The 18682-nt window shown below is 61.3% G+C and carries 18 protein-coding genes and 2 pseudogenes; 8 read left to right on the top strand and 12 right to left on the bottom strand.

Annotation, left to right across the window (positions count from 1 at the left end):
* A complete protein-coding gene (locus tag FEV53_RS03215; protein WP_142833382.1) occupies nt 1–2343 on the top strand; it encodes an aldehyde dehydrogenase family protein in 2343 nt (780 codons plus the stop codon).
* A gap of 10 nt (nt 2344–2353) precedes the next feature.
* On the opposite strand, the gene FEV53_RS03210 is transcribed toward FEV53_RS03215, so the two are convergent.
* Entirely contained in the window at nt 2354–2773 is a 420-nt protein-coding gene (locus FEV53_RS03210) for a DCC1-like thiol-disulfide oxidoreductase family protein (protein ID WP_142833381.1), read from the bottom strand.
* A gap of 75 nt (nt 2774–2848) precedes the next feature.
* Here FEV53_RS03210 and FEV53_RS22095 point away from each other — a divergent pair.
* Both FEV53_RS22095 and FEV53_RS22090 read left to right on the top strand, forming a co-directional pair.
* Nucleotides 2849–3706: pseudogene (locus tag FEV53_RS22095) on the top strand (HTTM domain-containing protein); the annotation flags it as partial.
* Between the two features lie 105 nt (nt 3707–3811).
* Nucleotides 3812–4354, top strand: a complete 543-nt coding sequence (locus tag FEV53_RS22090) for a hypothetical protein (RefSeq protein WP_425465471.1) — start codon at nt 3812–3814, stop codon at nt 4352–4354.
* A 255-nt stretch (nt 4355–4609) separates the two neighbouring features.
* On the opposite strand, the gene FEV53_RS20755 is transcribed toward FEV53_RS22090, so the two are convergent.
* Nucleotides 4610–4762, bottom strand: coding sequence for a hypothetical protein (locus tag FEV53_RS20755; protein ID WP_185962079.1), 153 nt, complete (start codon nt 4760–4762; stop codon nt 4610–4612).
* Between the two features lie 224 nt (nt 4763–4986).
* Here FEV53_RS20755 and FEV53_RS03200 point away from each other — a divergent pair, with 224 nt between their 5' ends.
* The 3 genes and pseudogenes from FEV53_RS03200 to FEV53_RS03185 all read left to right on the top strand — a co-directional run.
* Complete coding sequence (locus tag FEV53_RS03200) at nt 4987–7491, top strand: GcvT family protein (RefSeq protein ID WP_142833379.1); 2505 nt, start codon at nt 4987–4989, stop codon at nt 7489–7491.
* Nucleotides 7454–7993 carry a hypothetical protein gene (locus FEV53_RS03195; RefSeq protein ID WP_142833378.1) on the top strand — a complete coding sequence of 180 codons (540 nt, stop codon included), beginning with the start codon at nt 7454–7456 and terminating at the stop codon, nt 7991–7993. Before FEV53_RS03200 ends, FEV53_RS03195 begins: the two co-directional genes overlap by 38 nt.
* 223 nt (nt 7994–8216) lie before the next feature.
* Nucleotides 8217–8582: pseudogene (locus tag FEV53_RS03185) on the top strand (transposase); the annotation flags it as partial.
* On the opposite strand, the gene FEV53_RS03180 reads toward FEV53_RS03185, so the two are convergent.
* From FEV53_RS03180 to FEV53_RS03155, 6 genes are all read right to left on the bottom strand, one after another.
* A complete protein-coding gene (locus FEV53_RS03180; protein ID WP_425465469.1) occupies nt 8538–9335 on the bottom strand; it encodes an IS6 family transposase in 798 nt (265 codons plus the stop codon). The pseudogene FEV53_RS03185 and the gene FEV53_RS03180 overlap by 45 nt on opposite strands.
* Nucleotides 9336–9671: 336 nt before the next feature.
* Complete coding sequence (locus FEV53_RS03175) at nt 9672–10916, bottom strand: NAD(P)/FAD-dependent oxidoreductase (protein WP_142833376.1); 1245 nt, start codon at nt 10914–10916, stop codon at nt 9672–9674.
* Nucleotides 10906–11844, bottom strand: coding sequence for a 4-hydroxyproline epimerase (locus tag FEV53_RS03170; RefSeq protein WP_142833375.1), 939 nt, complete (start codon nt 11842–11844; stop codon nt 10906–10908). Before FEV53_RS03170 ends, FEV53_RS03175 begins: the two co-directional genes overlap by 11 nt.
* The gene (locus tag FEV53_RS03165) at nt 11835–12794 is read right to left on the bottom strand and encodes a dihydrodipicolinate synthase family protein (RefSeq protein ID WP_142833374.1); all 960 of its coding nucleotides are present in this window, start codon (nt 12792–12794) and stop codon (nt 11835–11837) included. The genes FEV53_RS03170 and FEV53_RS03165 overlap by 10 nt, the downstream gene beginning before the upstream one ends.
* 303 nt (nt 12795–13097) lie before the next feature.
* Nucleotides 13098–13484, bottom strand: coding sequence for a Smr/MutS family protein (locus FEV53_RS21405; RefSeq protein WP_246100717.1), 387 nt, complete (start codon nt 13482–13484; stop codon nt 13098–13100).
* A gap of 331 nt (nt 13485–13815) precedes the next feature.
* Nucleotides 13816–14478 (bottom strand): Tim44/TimA family putative adaptor protein, encoded by a 663-nt coding sequence (locus FEV53_RS03155; RefSeq protein ID WP_142833372.1) that lies wholly within the window; start codon nt 14476–14478, stop codon nt 13816–13818.
* Between the two features lie 101 nt (nt 14479–14579).
* On the opposite strand from FEV53_RS03155, the gene FEV53_RS03150 reads away from it, so the two are divergent.
* Entirely contained in the window at nt 14580–15098 is a 519-nt protein-coding gene (locus FEV53_RS03150) for an FxsA family protein (RefSeq protein WP_142833371.1), read from the top strand.
* Between the two features lie 11 nt (nt 15099–15109).
* Entirely contained in the window at nt 15110–15622 is a 513-nt protein-coding gene (gene secB / locus FEV53_RS03145) for a protein-export chaperone SecB (protein ID WP_142833370.1), read from the top strand.
* Here the strand turns inward: secB and dnaQ are convergent, their stop codons facing one another.
* From dnaQ to FEV53_RS03125, 4 genes are read right to left on the bottom strand one after another with little or no spacing between them, the layout of a single operon-like run.
* Nucleotides 15623–16312 (bottom strand): DNA polymerase III subunit epsilon, encoded by a 690-nt coding sequence (dnaQ, locus tag FEV53_RS03140; RefSeq protein WP_142833369.1) that lies wholly within the window; start codon nt 16310–16312, stop codon nt 15623–15625.
* A complete protein-coding gene (coaE, locus tag FEV53_RS03135; protein WP_142833368.1) occupies nt 16305–16898 on the bottom strand; it encodes a dephospho-CoA kinase in 594 nt (197 codons plus the stop codon). Before coaE ends, dnaQ begins: the two co-directional genes overlap by 8 nt.
* A complete protein-coding gene (locus tag FEV53_RS03130) occupies nt 16895–17728 on the bottom strand; it encodes a shikimate dehydrogenase (RefSeq protein WP_142833367.1) in 834 nt (277 codons plus the stop codon). The genes coaE and FEV53_RS03130 overlap by 4 nt, the downstream gene beginning before the upstream one ends.
* The gene (locus FEV53_RS03125; RefSeq protein WP_142833366.1) at nt 17725–18315 is read right to left on the bottom strand and encodes a Maf family protein; all 591 of its coding nucleotides are present in this window, start codon (nt 18313–18315) and stop codon (nt 17725–17727) included. The genes FEV53_RS03130 and FEV53_RS03125 overlap by 4 nt, the downstream gene beginning before the upstream one ends.
* Nucleotides 18316–18682: the final 367 nt, after the last annotated feature.

The raw sequence follows: 18682 nt of genomic DNA, 5'->3' as shown, positions 1-18682 counted from the left end.
ATGAAGATTTCCGAGATCATGACCGATATGGACTACGGCCCCGCCCCCGAGGCGCAGGACATCGTGCAGGACTGGCTGGGGCGGCACGAGGCCGGCTTTGGCCATTTCATTGATGGTACATTCACCGGGGCCGGCGAAACCTTTGCCGTCACGAACCCCGCCACTGGCGGCGAGATCGCCCGCGTGACCCAGGGGACCACCGCCGACGTGGACGCTGCCGTGGCTGCCGCGCGTAAGGCGCAGCCCAAATGGGCCGGTCTACAGGGCCATCAGCGGGCACGGCACCTCTACGCGCTGGCCCGCCATGTGCAACAGCACGCGCGGTTTCTCGCCGTGCTGGAGAGCCTCGATAATGGTAAGCCGATCCGCGAATCCCGCGACGCGGATATCCCACTCGTCGCCCGCCATTTCTACCACCATGCGGGCTGGGCCGAGCTGGTGGCCGAGGAATTCCCGGACCGGCAACCCTGGGGCGTCTGTGGCCAGATCATCCCGTGGAACTTCCCGCTGCTGATGCTGGCGTGGAAGGTTGCCCCGGCCCTCGCGGCGGGCAACACGGTGGTGCTGAAGCCCGCCGAATACACGCCCCTGACCGCGCTCGCCTTCGCCGAAATCGCCGCCGAATGTGGCCTGCCTGCTGGGGTGCTGAACATTGTCACCGGCGACGGCGCAACCGGCGCGGCCATCGCGGGGCATGACGGCGTGGACAAGCTCGCCTTCACCGGCTCGACCGAGGTGGGCAAGATCCTGCGCCGCCAGACCGCTGGCTCGGGCAAGGGGCTGACGCTCGAACTGGGCGGCAAATCCCCCTTTATCGTTTTCGAGGACGCCGATCTCGATGCTGCGGTAGAGGGCGTCGTGGACGCGATCTGGTTCAATCAGGGGCAGGTCTGTTGTGCCGGGTCCCGGGTGCTGGTGGCCGAGGCCATTGAGGCGCGCTTTACCGAACGGCTGAAGGCCCGCATGGCCCGTCTCACCGTCGGCAACCCTCTGGACAAAAACACCGATATCGGCGCCATCGTCCACCCCGTGCAACGCGACCGTATCGCGGAGCTGGTGGCGCAGGGACGCGCCGAGGGGGCGGAGATCCACCAGGGCGCCGCGCCTGAGGGGTGCTTTTACCCGCCGACCATCATCACGAACGCACAGCCCGCCTCCGTCCTCTCGACCGAGGAAATCTTCGGCCCCGTGGTCACGATCACGCCCTTCCGCACGCCCGATGACGCCGTGGCGCTGGCCAACAACACCCGCTACGGGCTCGCCGCGTCGATCTGGTCTGAAGGCATCACACAGGCCCTCGACATCGCCCGTCAGGTGAAGGCCGGGGTGATCTGGGTCAACGGCACCAATCTGTTCGACGCCGCCGCCGGGTTTGGCGGCTACCGCGAGAGCGGCTATGGCCGCGAAGGCGGGCGCGAGGGCATGGCGGCCTATATGCGCAGCCCCGCCCGCACGGGTCAGGAGACTGATCTGCCTGCCCTCGACCCGGTTCCCGGCGGCCCCACCGGCGCCGCGCTGGACCGTACGGCCAAGCTGTTCATCGGCGGCAAGCAAGCCCGCCCCGACAGCGGCTATGTCTATCAGGTGAATGGCGCGAAGGGTCCCATTGGTCTTGCCGCCCTCGGCAGTCGCAAGGATATCCGCAACGCCGTCGAAGCTGCCGCCAAGGCCAGCGGCTGGGCGAACACGACTGGCCACCAGCGGGCGCAGATCCTCTATTATCTGGGCGAGAACCTCTCGGCCCGGGCGGAGGAGTTCACCGCCCGCCTGACTGCCTCCGGCACGAAGGAGAAAACCGCCCGTGCGGAGGTTGAGGCCGCCATTGCGCGGTGCTTCAGATACGCCGCCTGGGCCGATAAATTCGACGGTGCCGTGCATAACACGGTATCGGGTCATGTGACGCTGGCGATGCACGAGCCTCTGGGCGTCATGGGTGTGGTCGCCCCGACGGAGGCGCCGCTGGCGGGGCTCCTGTCACTCATGCTGCCCGCGCTTGCCATGGGCAACCGCGTCGTGGCGGTACCGTCTCAGACCCACCCGCTCAGCGCCACCGATCTCTATCAGGTCATCGAGACGTCGGACATCCCGGCGGGCGTCGTGAACATCGTCACCGGGCCGCGCGATGAGCTGGCGCGGGTGCTGGCCCAGCATGACGGGGTGGATGCCCTGTGGTATGTGGGCAGCGCGCGCAAACAGGTCGAGGCAGACAGCGCCGGCAACCTCAAACAGGTCTGGACCGAAGCCGACGGCGCCCGCGATTGGGCTGGGTCCGAAGGGCAAAGCCGCGACTTCCTCGCCAGGGCCACTCAGGTCAAAAATATCTGGGTACCTTACGGGGCCTGAGCCGCTCCGGTCAGCGATCCACGGAGGCGCTGATCGGTTTGCGGCGCAGGAGGCGCAGCGTCGTGTTGCGCCCCTTGACCATCCACGGATAGAGCACCCGCGCACGCCCCGGATGCTCAAACACCGCGCGCATGGCCCGGTTGAACAGGCCCGATCGCGTGGAGAGCAGTGAAATGGCGCTGATCGCGTCGGACCCGTAGTAGAACTGATCCCCATAGCGCACGACCATACCCTGATCGAGATCCAGGTTGCGGGCGCGGATCTCGGACAGGATGGGATGGTCTTCCCGCGCATTCACCATTTCGACAGGCCCGGTCGTTTCCCGTAGACGCACCATGCGCACATAGCTGGCACAAAATGGACAATCCCCGTCGTAGACGATGGTCAGAGGCGCGGCGCCGGTCGGATCAGGGAGGTGCTGGTTGGTCATGCGACGCCGTTATCAAGATTTTGAGGTCTTGTCATCGGGGCAGGGGGCGGCACCCTTTGCGGTTGAAAGTCGCGGATGGTCGGTTACACCCCTGAGTCGACGACCAACACGAAGCGGGACGGCCTCAAGATGCACCTCTCCGAGAAAACTGACAGATTGCGTGCGTGGCTTTCGATGCCGATTTCCGGTCAGTCGCTCGCCGTAACGCGGATCCTTTTTGGTCTGATCCTCGTCTGGGACTACTTCCGCTACGTGGATGCGGAGCGCATTTACCGCTACTATGTGCTGAGTCCGGTCAACTTTCCGTATTTCGACTTCGTCAAACCGCTGCCCGAGCCTTGGATTTACGTCGCCTGGGGGGTGGTCGGGCTGTCGGCGGCGCTTGTGACACTGGGGCTGTTCTATCGCGTCGCAATCGTGGCCTTCCTGTTGTCGTTTGGGTACTTTTTCCTGCTCGACCGGGCACAGTACCTGAACCACAACTATATGGTGCTGCTTTACGCGTTTTTCCTGGCTCTCGCGCCAGCGAACAGGATGTGGTCGCTTGATGCGCTGTTCGGTTTGGTGAAACGGTCGGAGTGGATCCCCCGCTGGCCCGTTGCTGCGCTGAAGCTGCAAACAGAAATCATTCTGATCTATGCCGGCCTGGTAAAGATCACGGATGACTGGCTGCGGGGGCAACCTCTGCTGAAATGGCTGCCCGCTAATCAGGGCGACGTTTTTTACGGCCCGCTGTTCGACAGTGACGGGATGATCGTTCTGGCGTCATGGGGCGTCGTGGCATTGCATGTGATCGGCGCGCCGCTGCTCCTCTGGCGCAAGACGCGACTGGCCCAGTTCTGTATCTACACTTTCTTTCACATGTCGAACGCGGCCATGTTCAACATCGGGATCTTTCCGTGGCTGACCATCGCGATCACGCTGATCTTTTTCGACCCCGACTGGCCGTCGCAACTCTGGCGTCGGATCACGGGTGTTGTGGGCGGCACAGATCCTGCTCCGACGCGGACAGAGCCCGCGGCATTTGCACCCGTGCGCATGGGCTTTCTGGCGTTGCTGATCGTCTGGTTTGCGATCCAGCTGCTTCTGCCGGTGCGGCAGGCGATGTTTCCGAACCTCGTGGGCTGGACCGGCGAGGGGCATCGGTTCTCTTGGAGAATGCGGGTTTACGACCGCGCGGCCGAGGGCGGCTATCTGGCGGTCAACCCTCAGACAGGCGAGGAGGTTTTTCTGGATCCCATCGTCATCGTTGGTAAGCGAAAAGCGCGCTACGTGATGACCCGGCCAGATCTGTCCCGCGAGTTTGCGATCTGGCTGGAGCATCGGCTGATCACAGTTGTGGGCTGGTCCGAAGCCGAGGTCTATGCCCGCTACACCGTGGCATTCAACGGACGCCCAGCCCAGCCAATGATCGACCCCGAGGTGGACCTGACGGAGACTGAGCGCCATCTGTTCCGCGCGGACACTTGGATAGCACCGTTGGAAACCCGCGCGTCCGAGGGGGTCGTGCCCGACTGGTTCCCGCCTCTGCCGCTGCAAAAGCCGCCCTATGGATCCGATGCGCCGCGCCCTGAGACGTAGGTAGCGATATGTCACTTGCGCTGTCTGGTGGTCGCGCACTCTGGGTTGTCCGCGAGAGCCGAGAGAACCTCTGCTCGGCTCTGCAGCGCATGTGGGCCGCTGAGGCTGAACGCGGCCGTTTAACGCAAAAGGGGCGATCGCATATTTCCCGATCACCCCTTCAAGAAGATTTGGTTAACGCACCAGTCTCTTATGCTTGATTCGCAGAGGACGAGCGTCTGTGCTGCGAGAGGCTGTTGCGTCAGGATGGCAGCTTCAGCGACCGACCGCCTGATCCCCATGAAAGACGAATTCCCCGCTACCGTCAGGATAAACAATCGTTTTTCCTACATCGGCTGTTCTGGTGCTGGTGCCACCGCAGCCGGCGATTGTGGTGAATGCCACTAAAATCACGATAAACTTGTTCATGGAGTTACCATTTCTACTTTGAGGTTCAGTAAAATTGTCTTAGCTGCGCCCTAGCACTGCTGCAAGTCTGTCATATTAAACGCCACTTTTTCATACTGTTCAGAGGCATCAAAGAAACAGACCCGAGCCCCCATGTCGGTTTTTTGCACCGTTGCGTCGGACATACCTTTCGTCTTTCGCGTCTGACTCGCTAGAGCAGGCCCAAAGTCATAGGGAGGCGGGCGATGAAGTCCCATGTGAAAGCTCTTGTAGTCGGTGGCGGTGCCGTGGGTGCCTCGATTGCCTATCATCTAGCAAAGGCGGGCTGGCAGGATGTGGTGCTGCTGGAGCGGGACGAACTGACCAGTGGCTCCACGTGGCATGCGGCGGGCCTGCTGCCGTATTTTAACATGTCTTATGCGACGACCCACATCCACGACTACTCGATAAAGTATTACAAGACGCTGGAGGAAGAGACCGGGCTGAACGCGGGCTTCTCTGTGGTCGGCAACCTGCGCATGGCCCAGAGCCAGGAGCGGATGGATGAATACATGCTCTATGCCTCCACCGCCGAGACGGTGGGTGTGCCCTATGAGTGGATGACCCCCGGCCAGATCAAGGAACGCTGGCCGCTGGTCCACACCGACGATCTCGTGGGCGCGATCTATCACCCGACCGATGGCTACATTAACCCTGCCGATGTCACCATGGCTATGGCCAAGGGCGCTCGTCAACGCGGCGTGACCATCGAGCGCAAGTGGCAGGTGGATGGCTACGAGTGGACCGGGAACGCGTGGCGTGTCACTCTGACGAAGATGGCGGAAAAGGGCGGCAACCTCGTGCCCACCGACGAGCAGATGGTCGTTGAGGCCGAGCATGTGGTGACCGCCACCGGCAACCACGCCCAGCGCACAGCGAAACTGCTCGGGATCAAGACCCCGGCGATTCCGGTCGAGCACCAGTTCATCGTCACAGAGCCCGATCCGGCGCTTGTGGAATACCGCAAGACGAACGGCGAGCACCCGGTTCTGCGCGATGCCGATGCGAAATGGTACGTGCGCGAGGAGCGCGGCGGCTGGATCCTCGGCCCCTACGAGCGTAACGCGCCCGCACGGTTCGAATACGGCGTGCCCGACAGCTTCCGCGCCGACCTCTTCCCGCTCGATCTGGAACGGATCGAGGAGGAATACATGTCCATGATCCACCGGATTCCGTCCTCGGAAACCGTGGGGCTGAAGGACGATTATAATGGCCCTATCTGCTACACGCCGGACGGCAACCCGCTCTTGGGACCCGCGCCGGGGTTGCGGAATATGTGGCTGGCCGAGGGCTTCAGCTTTGGCATCACCGCCGCCGGGGGCGCGGGCTACTATCTCGCCCAACTCATGGTCGAGGGCGAGGCCGAGATCGACATGGCCTCCCTCGATCCCAAGCGCTACGGGCAGGACTGGATGACCACGGAATACGCCGCTCGGAAGAACGAAGAAGCGTATGAGCATGTCTACATCCTCCACCACCCCGATGAGGAGCGTGAAGCCTGCCGTCCCCTGCGCACCGGGCCGGTCTATAACCAGCAAAAGGCGCTGGGGGCGCAGTTTGGCTGCGTGAATGGGTTTGAGCGTCCGAACTATTACGGCCCCACCGACGCGGCGGATAATTTCGACTTCGAGGCGCGCAGCTTCCGCCGGGGCGGCTGGTGGCAATACGCGGTCGAGGAGGCCAAAGCGATCCGCGAGGGTGTGGGCTTGGTCGACGCCACCGCTTTTGCGAAGCATCGGGTTTATGGCCCCGGCGCCACGGCCTTCCTCGATCACTTCACCTGCAACAAGCTGCCGAAGGTCGGCCGGATCAACCTGACCTACGCGCTGACCGACGCAGGCACGACGCGCACCGAATACACCATCGTGCGCAAGGGCGAGACGGAGTATTACCTCGTCTCCGCTGGTGCCTGGCAGGCCTATGACCACGATTACCTGATGAAGGCCGCCGAGGACTTCATGGCCGAGACCGGCCAGATGGTGGTTGTGCAGGATGTGACGACCCAGTGGGGCGTGTTCGCCATCGCCGGGCCGAAATCCCGTGATGTGCTGAAGGAGCTGATCAAGGACCCCGAGCCCGAGACGGCCCTGTCCAACAAGCGCTTTCCGTGGCTGTCGGCGCGCGATATCGAGTTGGGCATGTGCCCGGTCCATGCCATCCGCGTCGCATATACGGGCGAGCTCGGCTGGGAGCTGCACCATCCGATCGAGATGCAAAGCTATCTCTGGGATCAGCTGATGGCCGCGGGTGAAAAGCACAGGCTCAAACTGGTCGGCGCGCGGGCGCAGAACTGGCTGCGGCAGGAGAAATCCTACCGCGCCTTTGGCAACGAACTGGGCCGCGACGCGACGCCGCTGGAGGCCGATCTGCCGCGCTTTGTCGATCTGTCCAAGGAGTTCCACGGCAAAGCGGCTATGAAAGAAACCGGCATCCGTTCAAAATGCGTGACGCTGCTGATTGACGGACCTGAGGACGCTGATCCCTGGGGGCGTGAGGCGCTCTATCTGGGGGACGAAAAGATCGGGCGTCTGACCTCCGGGGGCTATTCCGTGGCCTTTGGCAAATCTATCGGCATGGGCTATGTCCGTCCCGATCTCGCGGTGCCGGGCACGAAGCTCAAGGTGCGGATGTTCCGCGAGCTTTATGATGCCGAAGTCACCGAGGACTCGCCCTATGACCCCAAAAACGCGACCATCCGCGCCGACGGCTGACCGCCGCAAAGCCGGACTCATCGCACTGATCGTGATCGCCGCCCTGTCCATCGGGGCGGCGTTCGCGTCCCGGACCCTGCCCAGCACCACCCGGGCGGTGGATTATGCAACGCGCATCTCGATCGGGGCCTCCGCGACATACGTCACCCTTCGGACGCTCAACGCCTTCCTCTCCTCAGCGCAGGAGGTCGAGGTCGGGGTGTCGGTGGTGGGGCAGGGATCGGCGCAACCGCTGAAAGTGCTGGAGCCCATCGACGACACCATCGAGCGGATCGCGGGCGTCGTGTTCGCGGTGATGCTGGTCTCGGGCGTGCTGGCGGTCGCCATGGGACCGCTGGCCGCGGTGGGGTTCGCCTTGGTCGCGGGGCCAGCCTCGTCTGGGCCGCGGTGCTGGCGAGCGGTCGGGAGAGGCCACTCGGCGGCGTGCCCCGCAGCCTCGGGGTGTACGGGGCTTTTCTGGCGCTCGGAATTCCGCTGGCGTTCCTTTGCTCCGGGTTCATAGCGGATCGCCTGACCGCAGAGACCTGGGCGCGACAGGAAGCGATTGTCGCCGAGGTCACTGCCACCGTGGCCGATGGCGGTCTGGAAAATGCTGAGACGGGCATTCGGGCGATGATGGGCGAAATCGACCAATATCAGCAGTTGGCGTATTTTGTTGAAAAACTCTTGCTTGATTGAGGTGTCGTTCGCTGATTCACTTCTGTTGTAGAGCGGGAGGATCAGCGATGATGGGACCGAGGCAGGAAGCGCAGCTGGCGCTGTTCTACGAGGTCTCACTGGAAGATCACGTCCCTCAGAACCATCTGCTGAGATCGATTGACCGGTTCGTCGACCTGAGCGGTCTCCGGTCCCATCTCGCCGATTTCTATAGCCAAACTGGCCGCCCTTCCGTTGATCCTGAGCTACTGATCCGGATGCTTTTGGTGGGGTACTGCTTCGGGATCCGCTCCGAGCGCAGGCTGTGCGAGGAGGTCCATCTGAACCTCGCGTACCGGTGGTTCTGCCGCCTCGATCTTTCGGACAAGATCCCCGACCATTCTACGTTCTCAAAGAACCGACACGGGCGCTTCCGGCAGAGCGAACTGCTGCGGCGGTGTTGTCACATTAAGTGTGGCGAGCCGCATGAAGGCGATTGTGTTCGCCGTTCTAGCGATGCTCGCAGCGACCTTCCACGCGTCGAAGGCTTCCAGGCGGTGGTATCTGATCTGAACTGCGGAACGGCGGCGGGCGGGAGCGGAGAAGCGGCTGCGTACGGCTGAGTGGCAGGACACATATCGTTGCAAGCCTCCCGGAGATCGGAATCCCTGCATGCATCGCTCTCGCTTGCGGAACGGCAAATGGCTGTTTTCGGCACGATTGTTCAGACCTTTGTGGGACCGGTGCTTGCGACCGGGCGCCACCTCGCGTTTCGCCGCGCCGTACGATCTCAATTTGTCCGTCGCGATCCGCCGGGGATTTCCGTAGCGCTTGATCAGCGACTTCAGAAGCCGTTTCGCCGCCCGTTTGTCACGTCTGGATTGCAAGATCTCGTCCAGAACCATCCCATCCTGATCCACAGCGCGCCAGAGCCAGAACACACGACCCGAGATCTCCACACGGACTTCGTCCAGATGCCAAAAGTCGCCCGGGTGCGCCTGGCGGCGGCGAAAATTTCGGGCGATGCCGGGACCAAACTTCACCATCCAGCGTCGGACGGTCTCGTATGAGACGTCGATCCCGCGCTCGAGCAGCATCTCCTCGACTTCGCGCAGGCTCAGATTGAAACGGACGTAGAGCCAGACCGCGTGGGCGATGATTTCGGGCGGAAAGCGGTGGCGTTTGTAGCTGATAAGCGATGTCGACATCTGGGCCGACCATGCCGATCTCGGCAAGTTCGCAAACCTGCAACTGTTAACGTGACAACATCCCCGCTTCTCCTCGTCGGCCCAAAATAGCTTCTTCCGCCTGCTCATAGAGTGCCTCATCGTGTCCACTAGAGATCGTGGACACTTAGCCTCCGTAATCGAAACGCGATAGGTCGGGTTCAACGGACGCTCACCGTAGAGATGGCACTGGGGGATGCTGTGCTCCTGCTCAGGGGGTGTATTCAACACGAAGTCCTGCACGCCGACGATCAGTACGCCCGGACCATCGGTGTCCTCTGTTTTGAGAGGCCACCGATGAATTAGCACGGTCAGAGGCTAGAAGCGGGTCGCGGCAAGAGGAGTCAGATTAATCGCGGGTGTTTGCTCCATCACCAGATCAGCCACCAGCTCCGCGGTCCCTGCGGACTGGGTCAGGCCCAGGTGACCGTGACCAAAGGCGTAAATGACCTGCGGGAGACCGGGTGCACGGTCGATCACCGGGAGGCTGTCCGGGAGCGACGGACGATACCCCATCCACTGAGTCCCGCCCTCGGTCTTCAACCCCGGCAGGAAGCTTCGAGCCTTGGTCAGAAGCATTTCAGCGCGGCGGTAATTCGGAGGCAGATCGAGCCCGCCCAGCTCTACCGCGCCACCCACTCGAATGCCCCCATTGATCGGCGAAACAACGAACCCATGGGCGCCAAAGGTCAGGAACGTCCGCAAGTCAAACGCGCCCGCAGGCAGGGTCGTGTTGTAGCCACGCTCCGTCTCAAGCGGGATCCTGTGGCCAAGCTGTCGTGCAAGATGATGGGACCACGCCCCGGCGGAAATGATCACGCGGGACGCTTCGACAGCGCCCTCCGAAACGATCAAACGGATGCCCGAAGATATCGGAGTGATCGTCTGGACCTCACCGCGCATGATCTGTCCCCCACGCGCCTCAAACCGGTGCGCCAGACGGCACAGCCAGCGGCGGGGGTCGACCGTGTTCATCCATGTGGGCGAGAACGCGGCATGGGTGAAACGGCTGTCGAGGCCGGGCTGGATCTCCGCAATCGCCTCAGGGCTGGTAAGATGCGCGAAAGGGATGCCATGAGCCTCTCGCGCCTCCCAAAGCGGTTTGCTGCGACGGAATGCGGCTGCCCCCTCATAAAGGTTGAGTTGCCCCTGTCGCTCAATCAGATCCTCGCCCTCAACATCAGAAATCTGTCGCTCCAGAGCCGCGCGACTATGTGCCATGAGGGCCGCTTGCGCCACGGCCGAAGCCGCGCTGCGATCACGCCAGCTTGCACGCCAGAACCGCATCATCCATGGCGCTATTCGAAAAGCATAGCGCGGCGGGATCGACAAAGGCCCCAACGGATCCAGCAGCCATTTCGGAGCTTTACGGATGATGCCGGGGGTAGCCAACGGCTCGATATCGCTGAACGCGAAGCCTCCCGCATTGCCAGAGGAGGTGCCGATACCCACCGGATCGCGATCAATGACCAGAACGGCGAAACCGCGCTTTTGCAATTCGAGCGCAGTGCTGATGCCAATGATCCCGGCACCGAGGACCACGATATTGGCTTCAGGACGCATAGCGGATGCCTTCTCGAAACGGGTCACCCGGCTCAAAGATCAGACGACCCTCGGCCATGACATGCGCGCTGCCGGTCAGGGTGGGTAAGATGCCACCCATCGGACCCGGCTGATAAGAAAGGCGGTAGCGACTGCCGATGACGCTTTCCTGCACGATCTCCTCACCCGGAGCCAATCGCCCGTCAGCGGCCAGACAGGCCAGCCGCGCCGAACTGCCCGTGCCGCAGGGGGAGCGGTCGTACTCATCATCGGGACACAGGACGAAGTTCCGCCCGTGAACGGTTGGATCATCTGACTGACACTGCAAGACAACGTGATCCAGTTTTGCCCCCGACGCGCCCGTAATCCCTGCTGACTCGCACGCATCGCGAATGGCAAGAGCCAGATCGTTCAGCACGCGAATATTCGATGGCTGAACGGGAACAGGACTCGGATCGACAATGAAAAACCAGTTGCCACCATAGGCCAGATCACCCGTCATGCGACCGTATACCGGCACATCGAGCGGAACGCTCTGGCGCAGCCGATAGCTTTCGACATTGGTCAATTGGACGGTGTTTCTATCGAGAAGCGTCAGGGGGATCACGCCCACCGGTGTCTCGACACGAATTGCGCCGGGACTGAGCCGGCCCAGAAATGACAGACTGACGCCCAGCCCGATGGTGCCGTGGCCACACATGCCAAGCACCGCTCCAGCGTCAAAATAGATAACACCTGTGGCGCAATCCGGGTCATCTGGCGGCAGGAGCAGCGCCCCGACCATACCCGGTTGCCCGCGCGGAGCCCGCAAGACACCATCACAGAACGCGCGGTGATCCCGCGCAAGCCGTCGCGCCCGGCTGGCCAGAGCCCCGGAGCCCAGATCTGGACCGCCGTCCAGAATGACCCGCGTGGGCATGCCTCCGGTGTGGCTGTCGATCACATGCATTCCGCGACAATCCCGCCTTGCCGTGACCAGTCGGTGAACCAGCGACGAAAGAGCGCGTATTGCTGCTCACAATAGCCGCGCTGCGCGTCACTCAGGGCATCAGTCTCGTAGAAATGATGCCGGTATTCCTCCTCACCATTCAAAACCAAAAGGTGCTTGTAATAGAGGACCAGATCCGCGCCCTCGTCAAAACTGGCCAAAACCCCCAGCGCCTCCGAAAGCTCCAATGCGCGCCTCCGGGCCTCGGCGTGACCGTCCGCGGCCTTCCGCGCGAGGGCCGTTAACAGCAGCGCCTCCCGGGGCAGAGCCGTTCCGATCCCCGTGATTGTGCCTGTCGCACCGCAATTCACGATGCCGTGATAGACCTCCGTATCCACCCCGACCATCAGTGTGACACCGTCGTTGATCGAAGTGATATGCTCGGCCGCATAGCGCAGATCGTCCTTCCCACCAAATTCCTTGAAGCCCACGAGGTTGGGGTGCGCGCCACGCAGGGCAAAGAATAATTCGGCCCGGGTGGCGAAACCGTAGACCGGGCTGTTGTAGATGATCGCCGGAAGGTCCGGAGCGGCGCTGAGGATTGCCTTGAAATGGTTCTTTTGAGCTGCGGCAGATGATCCACGCGACAGTACACGCGGGATGACCATGAGCCCGGCGGCACCCACCTCCTGCGCGTGGGCAGCATGGACCACGGCAGATCGCGAATTGATCGCGCCAGTGCCAACGATGACGGGCAAATCAGCCGCTACCAGCCGCGCAACCCCTTCCATGCGCTCGGCATCGGTGAGGAGCGGCCAATCTCCCATGGAGCCGCAATAGACCACGGCCGACATACCTGCCTCGATCATTTCACGGCCCTTGCGCACCAAAGCGTCGAAATCGGGCGTCCTGTCTGCAGTGCAAGGGGTCATCAGCGCCGGCATCGTGCCCGTGAATATGGTCTTTTGCATGTCGGCTGCCTCCCTGCCGCGCGGTCCACTCCCGAGTTCACCACCTGGATCGAGGACCGAATGCCGGAAGCATACGATCGCCTGTCCATTGTCACCAAGAGATATCGCACGCGAGAACATCGCTCCGATGCTCGGATAGAGCGTGGAGTTTCATTAGGTTTGCAGTCAAATCAGGAGCTGATCTCTTGGACAAAGCGCCATCAGAGTTCAAGAAAGCACCTCCGTACGTTGGAGAGGGGCGCTGAGGGCGCACATTATCGCCCCAAAAGTCAGGCAAGTTGGGTCAACGTTTCACGTGAAACGCTATCGACGCCGGAGATAGATGTAGAGCGCACCAGAGCCGCCATGGCGGCGGTGAGCAGGGGTCACCTGAAGGACAATGCTCTTCGCTGGACCGGTCGTGATCCAGTGCGGGACCTGATGCCGCAGGAGCCCACGGTGGGCGGGGATAGCCGTGCCGTCATCCCGATCTTTCCCTTTTCCGGTAATGACCAAAACCAGCCGTTTCCCTGCCGCATGGGAAGAAAAAAGGAACGACATCAGGCGAGGATGGGCCTCACTGAGGGTCAGGCCATGCAGATCAATCCGGCCCTCAACTTCCAGCTTGCCCGATCGCATCTTACGAAACCGGCCAGCATCCATCTGGACGGGAGTCCGGGCCAGTTGTTCGGCGATATCCGGCATCGCCATTCGGGTCTCCGGTCTATGCCGGGCGTCACTGCCGAGCTGAAAAGGCTCAATGGGGCGCGGCGGCGCGGCGGAAGACCTGGGTGTGCCGTCCGGGGCCTCAGTCTTCGCTCTGATAGGTGACTTGACCTCAGGAGGCTTTCGGTCCGGATGCATCGGTTTGGTCCGGTCCGTAATCAGCTTCCAGAGGGCCTCTTCCTCAGGCCTGAGAGAACGGTGGCGGCGCGACATCAGGCGCTTTGATCCATGCACAGGGCAAACAAGGCGGCCCGAAGACCGCCTTGGATGGCATTCAGAAACGCCAAAAACGACGATGTACGCTCCGGCGCCAGCATCAGCCGCCCGTTGCGATCAGCTGCCAGTTCGGATCGTCGCTGCCCATGGTGCGGGAGAAAGTCCACACATCGCGCTGCCGGATAATGGCGTTGGGGTCGCCCTCGACGATCTCGCCCTCGGCATTGCGCACAGCAGACGTCAACTCGGCGAGGAACGCCACCGTGACTTCGGCCACCTTCGTCGTGCGGTCGAATTCCGCTTCTTTCAGCTCCACATCCCGGACGCCGACGATCTCGCTCTGGATGGTCAATCCCTGCGCCTGACGATCCGCGATCACCGCGTCAAAGGCTTCGGCCACGTCAGCGTCAAGGAATCCCCGGATCTCGGAAATATCACCCCGCTCAAACGCGACCAGGATCATCTCATAGGCCTGCCGCGCGCCGCCCAGAAATTCGCTGACATTGAAGCCCGGCTCCGCCATTTTCATTGCCGCAAGAGCTTTGGCGCTGTCGGACCCATCTTCCACGTGATCAGTGATATCCCGATCTGGTCCGCCCTCGATCACCTCCAGATCAGGACGCGCCCGCCGGGCAGGGGCCTGATCCGGGCTCAAGGGAGGTTTCTCAAACCCCTCCCGAGTGCCAAGGACAGATTTGAGCCGAAGGATCAAAAAGATCGCAATCCCGGCCAGAACCAACAGTTGGATAAGAGAAGAACTCATGGCGCCTCGGATCATATGGGTGCAAGGGATAGTATTCATCCCTATCTAGGGATGGGCACGGCTCAAGTCCACTGCCGGACCCGTGACAAGGAGGTGCAGCCATGTGGCTATTTGCGGCATTCATCGCCGTCCCGCTCATTGAGATCGCCCTGTTCATCCAAATCGGAGGGCTCATCGGCCTGTGGCCAACCCTGCTGATTGTCGTGGTCACGGCCATTCTCGGCACGTCCCTGGTGCGATCTCAGGGCGCGCTAGCTATGGGCCAGATCCGCGGCGCGCTGAACGACCTCAGTGATCCGTCCGAACCTATGGCACATGGGGCGATGATCCTGTTTGCGGGCGCGCTGTTGCTGACACCCGGATTTTTCACCGACGCCTGCGGGTTTGCTTTGCTCATTCCGGGGGTGCGCAGCGCTTTGTTCCGAAAGGTCAGGGAGCGGGTCACTGTCTCAGCCGGCTTTACCTATGGGCGCACCGGGCCAGACACGCGGCCCCGACCCGACCCGACAATTATCGAGGGCGAGTACAAAGACGTCGATATCACACCGCCAGACCCGAACCGTCAGCCCTCTGGCTGGACCCGCCGGACGGGGGATGATAGCTCCAATGCAAGCGATTAAGGAGCACATTTATGGCAGATGAGAACACCAACCCGAGCGAAGCCCCCCAGCAAGCGGTTCCGCCCCAGATCCGGCCTTTGGCCCAATATATTCGCGACATGTCTTTCGAGAACGTGCTCGCCCAGAAAAACCAGTCCGGGAACGTTACGCCCGACGTGAGCGTTCAGGTTGGCCTTGATGCCCGCAAGCGTCCGGATCACGAAGACCAGTACGAAGTGCTGTGCAAGTTCACCATCCGCAACCGTGACAAAGAGACCGACAACACCCTGTTCCTGCTGGAGCTGGAATATGCGGGCATGTTTCAAGTGTCGAATGTCGAGGAAAACCAGCTGCATCCGTTCCTGCTGATCGAAGGCCCCCGGCAGCTCTTCCCCTACGTCCGCCGTCTGGTGGCTGACATCACCCATGAGGGCGGTTTCCCTCCGCTGAATCTGGAGCCGGTGGATTTCGTCCAACTCTATCGCCAGACGCTGATGCAGCGCGCCCAGAAAGAGCAGGCCGCTCAAGGCACTCCGGCAAACTGATCAGTCGAAGCTCTTCCAGAGCGCAGACTCCCCGAGGCGCGCGACAAACGCGTCATGCGCCTCGGCTTCGGCCTTTGAAACCCGCGACGGCAATGGCCTAGGACGAGTCGACGGGCGCCAATTCCCTGTAGTCGTACCAGAATTTCGGGACTGCTGCCCTGTCAGACCAAAATCCGGCTGTCGTCCCCCGATCAGCTCCAGATAAACTTCGGCCAGGATCTCGCTATCGAGAAGAGCGCCATGGAGGGTGCGTCCGGAGTTGTCGATCCCAAACCGCCTGCACAGTGCATCAAGCGACGCAGGGGAGCCCGGAAACCGGCGCCGGGCGATGGCCAGTGTATCGACAGCGCGATCCGCGGGCAGGGGGGGCAGACCCATCCAGCCAAACTCCGCGTTCATGAACTTCATGTCGAAACTGGCATTATGAGCGACCAGCTTGGCATCACCGATAAATTTCAGAAATTTCGGGCCGACCTCCCGGAACAGCGGTTTGTCGCGCAAGAACTCATCACCCAGACCATGGACCGCAAAAGCTTCATCGGGCATGGAGCGCTCCGGGTTGATATATTCGTGAAAGGTCCGCCCCGTGGCCACGTGACCGATCAGCTCGACCGCTCCGATCTCCACGATCCGGTCACCCTGTGCTGGCTCGATCCCGGTGGTTTCGGTGTCAAAAACAATCTCACGCATGGTTCGCTCTCAACTCCGACACCAGCCGCTCCACCTCTGCCCGCGTTTTATCAAGGTTGACGGTTGGGATAACCCGATCCGCCCGTTTCCGCTTTTCTGCATCCGGCATCTGGCGGGACAGAATGTAATCGAGTTTTTCCTCAGTCATTCCCGGTCTCTCCAGGACTCTGGCGCGCTGAACCTCAGACGGAGCGGAGACAACCACCGTCAGATCCGCAAGCCGATCCGCACCGGTCTCGAACAACAGAGGGATATCCAGCAAAACAATGGGTTCAGTCGCATCATCCAGAAACGCCTGCCGGTTTGCAGCCACCAATGGGTGGATTACCTCCTCGATCCGCGAAAGCGCGCCGGCATCTTGGTCAATCCACGCAGACAACGCTGCCCGGTCCACTCCGTCGGGTCCAACCGCTTCAGGGTAGAGTGCGGAAATCGCTCGGGATCCCGCGCATTCGGGCCTATACAGAGCATGAACCGCCTGATCTGCATCCCACACAGGGACGCCGCACTCCCGGAACATCCCGGCTGTCGTCGACTTCCCCATACCGACAGAACCCGTCAAACCAATGACAAAAGGTCGGGTCATCCGGCCAGAACCGCATCCCTGAGCGCGTCATCCACATCAGGCCGTACCCCAAACCAGCGCTCAAATCCCGGAACCGCCTGGTGAAGAAGCATGCCCAAACCATCCACGGTCCGGCAGCCCTTTTGCCGCGCCCGATACAGAAGGTCTGTTTCCAACGGGTTATAGACGAGGTCCGTAACCAGAGCATTCGACGGCAGCTTGTCCAGCGGGATGTTCAGAACGGACTTACCAACCATCCCCTGTGTCGTCGTATTCACCAGAGTTGCCGCACCGGACAACATGGCGCCTGCCTGCACCCAGTCATGGACAATGATCCGTGAGCCGAATTCCCGACGAAGCGCCTCGGCGCGGGACCGCGTTCGATTGGCCAGCCGGATCTCCGTCGCACCCGCATCAAGCAAAGAGACAAGAACCGCCCGCGCAGCGCCTCCGGCACCCAGAACAGCTACGGGACCATCGGTCGGAACCCAGTCCGGAGCATTCTGCCGGAGGTTCTCGATAAACCCATAACCATCTGTATTATCTGCGTGAATAGTGCCGTCCTCGCGGAAGACCAGAGTATTTGCGGCCCCAATCAAAGCAGCGCGATCCGACACGCTGTGAGACAGATCAATGACCGCTTCCTTATGTGGAACGGTGACGTTGCATCCCACAAAGCCCATGCGAGGCATCATCTCCAGAAATTCCGCCAGATCGGCCTGAGACACGCAGATCGGCACATAATGTCCTTTTACCCCGTATTTCGCCAACCAGTGACCATGGAGGGCAGGTGATCTGGAATGGGCGATCGGATCACCAAGAACGGCAGCAAGTGGAATAGACGTCGTCATGAGTCCAGATAGCCCCGGTCAATCAGCCACGACAAGAGCGGAAGCAGCGGCAGGCCCAACACAGTGAAGTAGTCACCCTCGATACGCGTAAAGAGGCGGGCTCCTTCTTCCTCCAAACGATATCCGCCAACAGAATGGCGGATCGTGTCCCAATTCCGGGCCACGTACTCCTCGACATAGGCTGTACTGAGCGGCCGCATCTCAAGCCTCACTTCCCCCACGTGCCTCCAGACGGGGCGTGCGTCTTCGTAAACGACGCTTGCCGACAGCAGCCGATGCGACCGTCCGGACAGATGCAGGAGCTGGTCACACGCCTCTGACTGGTCCCGCGGCTTGGATAAAATCTTGTCGTCCAGCGCCAGGACCTGATCACAGCCAAGTACGAACGCCTCGGGGTGACGCAACGCGACTTTCCGGGCTTTGGCTTCCGCGAGCGCATCAGCGATGTCGCGAGGTTTCACCCCGTCCGCGACTAGCGCATCCTTGATCGCGTCTTCATCCACGCGCGGCGACTCGGACGTGACCTCAATCCCTGCATTCCGAAGCAACTGACGTCGTGTCTCTGAGGAAGAGGCGAGGAGGATCATGGGGACACCTTGTGGAGAAGTCCGGGGAAGACGTGAACGGTTTTTAGCCTTTTTGGAGTTGACAGCTTTTCCAGAGCAGGAATCGGAGATCAAGATAATTTCTCTCCCTGCGGAGGACTCTTCGGACGGAAAAGAAGAGCAACTGTGCGATGAGAAATTCTCCACAGGCTTTTCCAAGAAGTTTGAGCCAGTTAATCTCCTGCTAGGTCATTGAAAAATATAATTTTATCGTGTGTTCTGGATTTGTCTTCGATCTAATGTTTTCCACGTGGATAAACCCACGAAGATTTCGACGATTTTACACCTTTCCACAGTGTCCACAGTTCCACTACAAACCCAATCTTTCTTCTTATCTATTTTTATGAGT

This window comes from Palleronia caenipelagi (assembly GCF_007004065.1).
Taxonomy (GTDB): domain Bacteria; phylum Pseudomonadota; class Alphaproteobacteria; order Rhodobacterales; family Rhodobacteraceae; genus Palleronia; species Palleronia caenipelagi.
Note: the sequence above shows the minus strand (reverse complement) of the source record. Positions and strands in the feature narration are given on the sequence as shown.

What these genes read in the sequence shown, in the direction of transcription:
- FEV53_RS03215 (WP_142833382.1), top strand. Translation starts at nt 1, where the DNA reads ATGAAGATTTCCGAGATCATGACCGATATGGACTACGGCCCCGCCCCC.
- FEV53_RS03210 (WP_142833381.1), bottom strand. Translation starts at nt 2,773, where the DNA reads ATGACCAACCAGCACCTCCCTGATCCGACCGGCGCCGCGCCTCTGACC.
- FEV53_RS22090 (WP_425465471.1), top strand. Translation starts at nt 3,812, where the DNA reads ATGGGCTTTCTGGCGTTGCTGATCGTCTGGTTTGCGATCCAGCTGCTT.
- FEV53_RS20755 (WP_185962079.1), bottom strand. Translation starts at nt 4,762, where the DNA reads ATGAACAAGTTTATCGTGATTTTAGTGGCATTCACCACAATCGCCGGC.
- FEV53_RS03200 (WP_142833379.1), top strand. Translation starts at nt 4,987, where the DNA reads ATGAAGTCCCATGTGAAAGCTCTTGTAGTCGGTGGCGGTGCCGTGGGT.
- FEV53_RS03195 (WP_142833378.1), top strand. Translation starts at nt 7,454, where the DNA reads ATGACCCCAAAAACGCGACCATCCGCGCCGACGGCTGACCGCCGCAAA.
- FEV53_RS03180 (WP_425465469.1), bottom strand. Translation starts at nt 9,335, where the DNA reads ATGTCGACATCGCTTATCAGCTACAAACGCCACCGCTTTCCGCCCGAA.
- FEV53_RS03175 (WP_142833376.1), bottom strand. Translation starts at nt 10,916, where the DNA reads ATGCGTCCTGAAGCCAATATCGTGGTCCTCGGTGCCGGGATCATTGGC.
- FEV53_RS03170 (WP_142833375.1), bottom strand. Translation starts at nt 11,844, where the DNA reads ATGCATGTGATCGACAGCCACACCGGAGGCATGCCCACGCGGGTCATT.
- FEV53_RS03165 (WP_142833374.1), bottom strand. Translation starts at nt 12,794, where the DNA reads ATGCAAAAGACCATATTCACGGGCACGATGCCGGCGCTGATGACCCCT.
- FEV53_RS21405 (WP_246100717.1), bottom strand. Translation starts at nt 13,484, where the DNA reads ATGGCGATGCCGGATATCGCCGAACAACTGGCCCGGACTCCCGTCCAG.
- FEV53_RS03155 (WP_142833372.1), bottom strand. Translation starts at nt 14,478, where the DNA reads ATGAGTTCTTCTCTTATCCAACTGTTGGTTCTGGCCGGGATTGCGATC.
- FEV53_RS03150 (WP_142833371.1), top strand. Translation starts at nt 14,580, where the DNA reads ATGTGGCTATTTGCGGCATTCATCGCCGTCCCGCTCATTGAGATCGCC.
- secB (WP_142833370.1), top strand. Translation starts at nt 15,110, where the DNA reads ATGGCAGATGAGAACACCAACCCGAGCGAAGCCCCCCAGCAAGCGGTT.
- dnaQ (WP_142833369.1), bottom strand. Translation starts at nt 16,312, where the DNA reads ATGCGTGAGATTGTTTTTGACACCGAAACCACCGGGATCGAGCCAGCA.
- coaE (WP_142833368.1), bottom strand. Translation starts at nt 16,898, where the DNA reads ATGACCCGACCTTTTGTCATTGGTTTGACGGGTTCTGTCGGTATGGGG.
- FEV53_RS03130 (WP_142833367.1), bottom strand. Translation starts at nt 17,728, where the DNA reads ATGACGACGTCTATTCCACTTGCTGCCGTTCTTGGTGATCCGATCGCC.
- FEV53_RS03125 (WP_142833366.1), bottom strand. Translation starts at nt 18,315, where the DNA reads ATGATCCTCCTCGCCTCTTCCTCAGAGACACGACGTCAGTTGCTTCGG.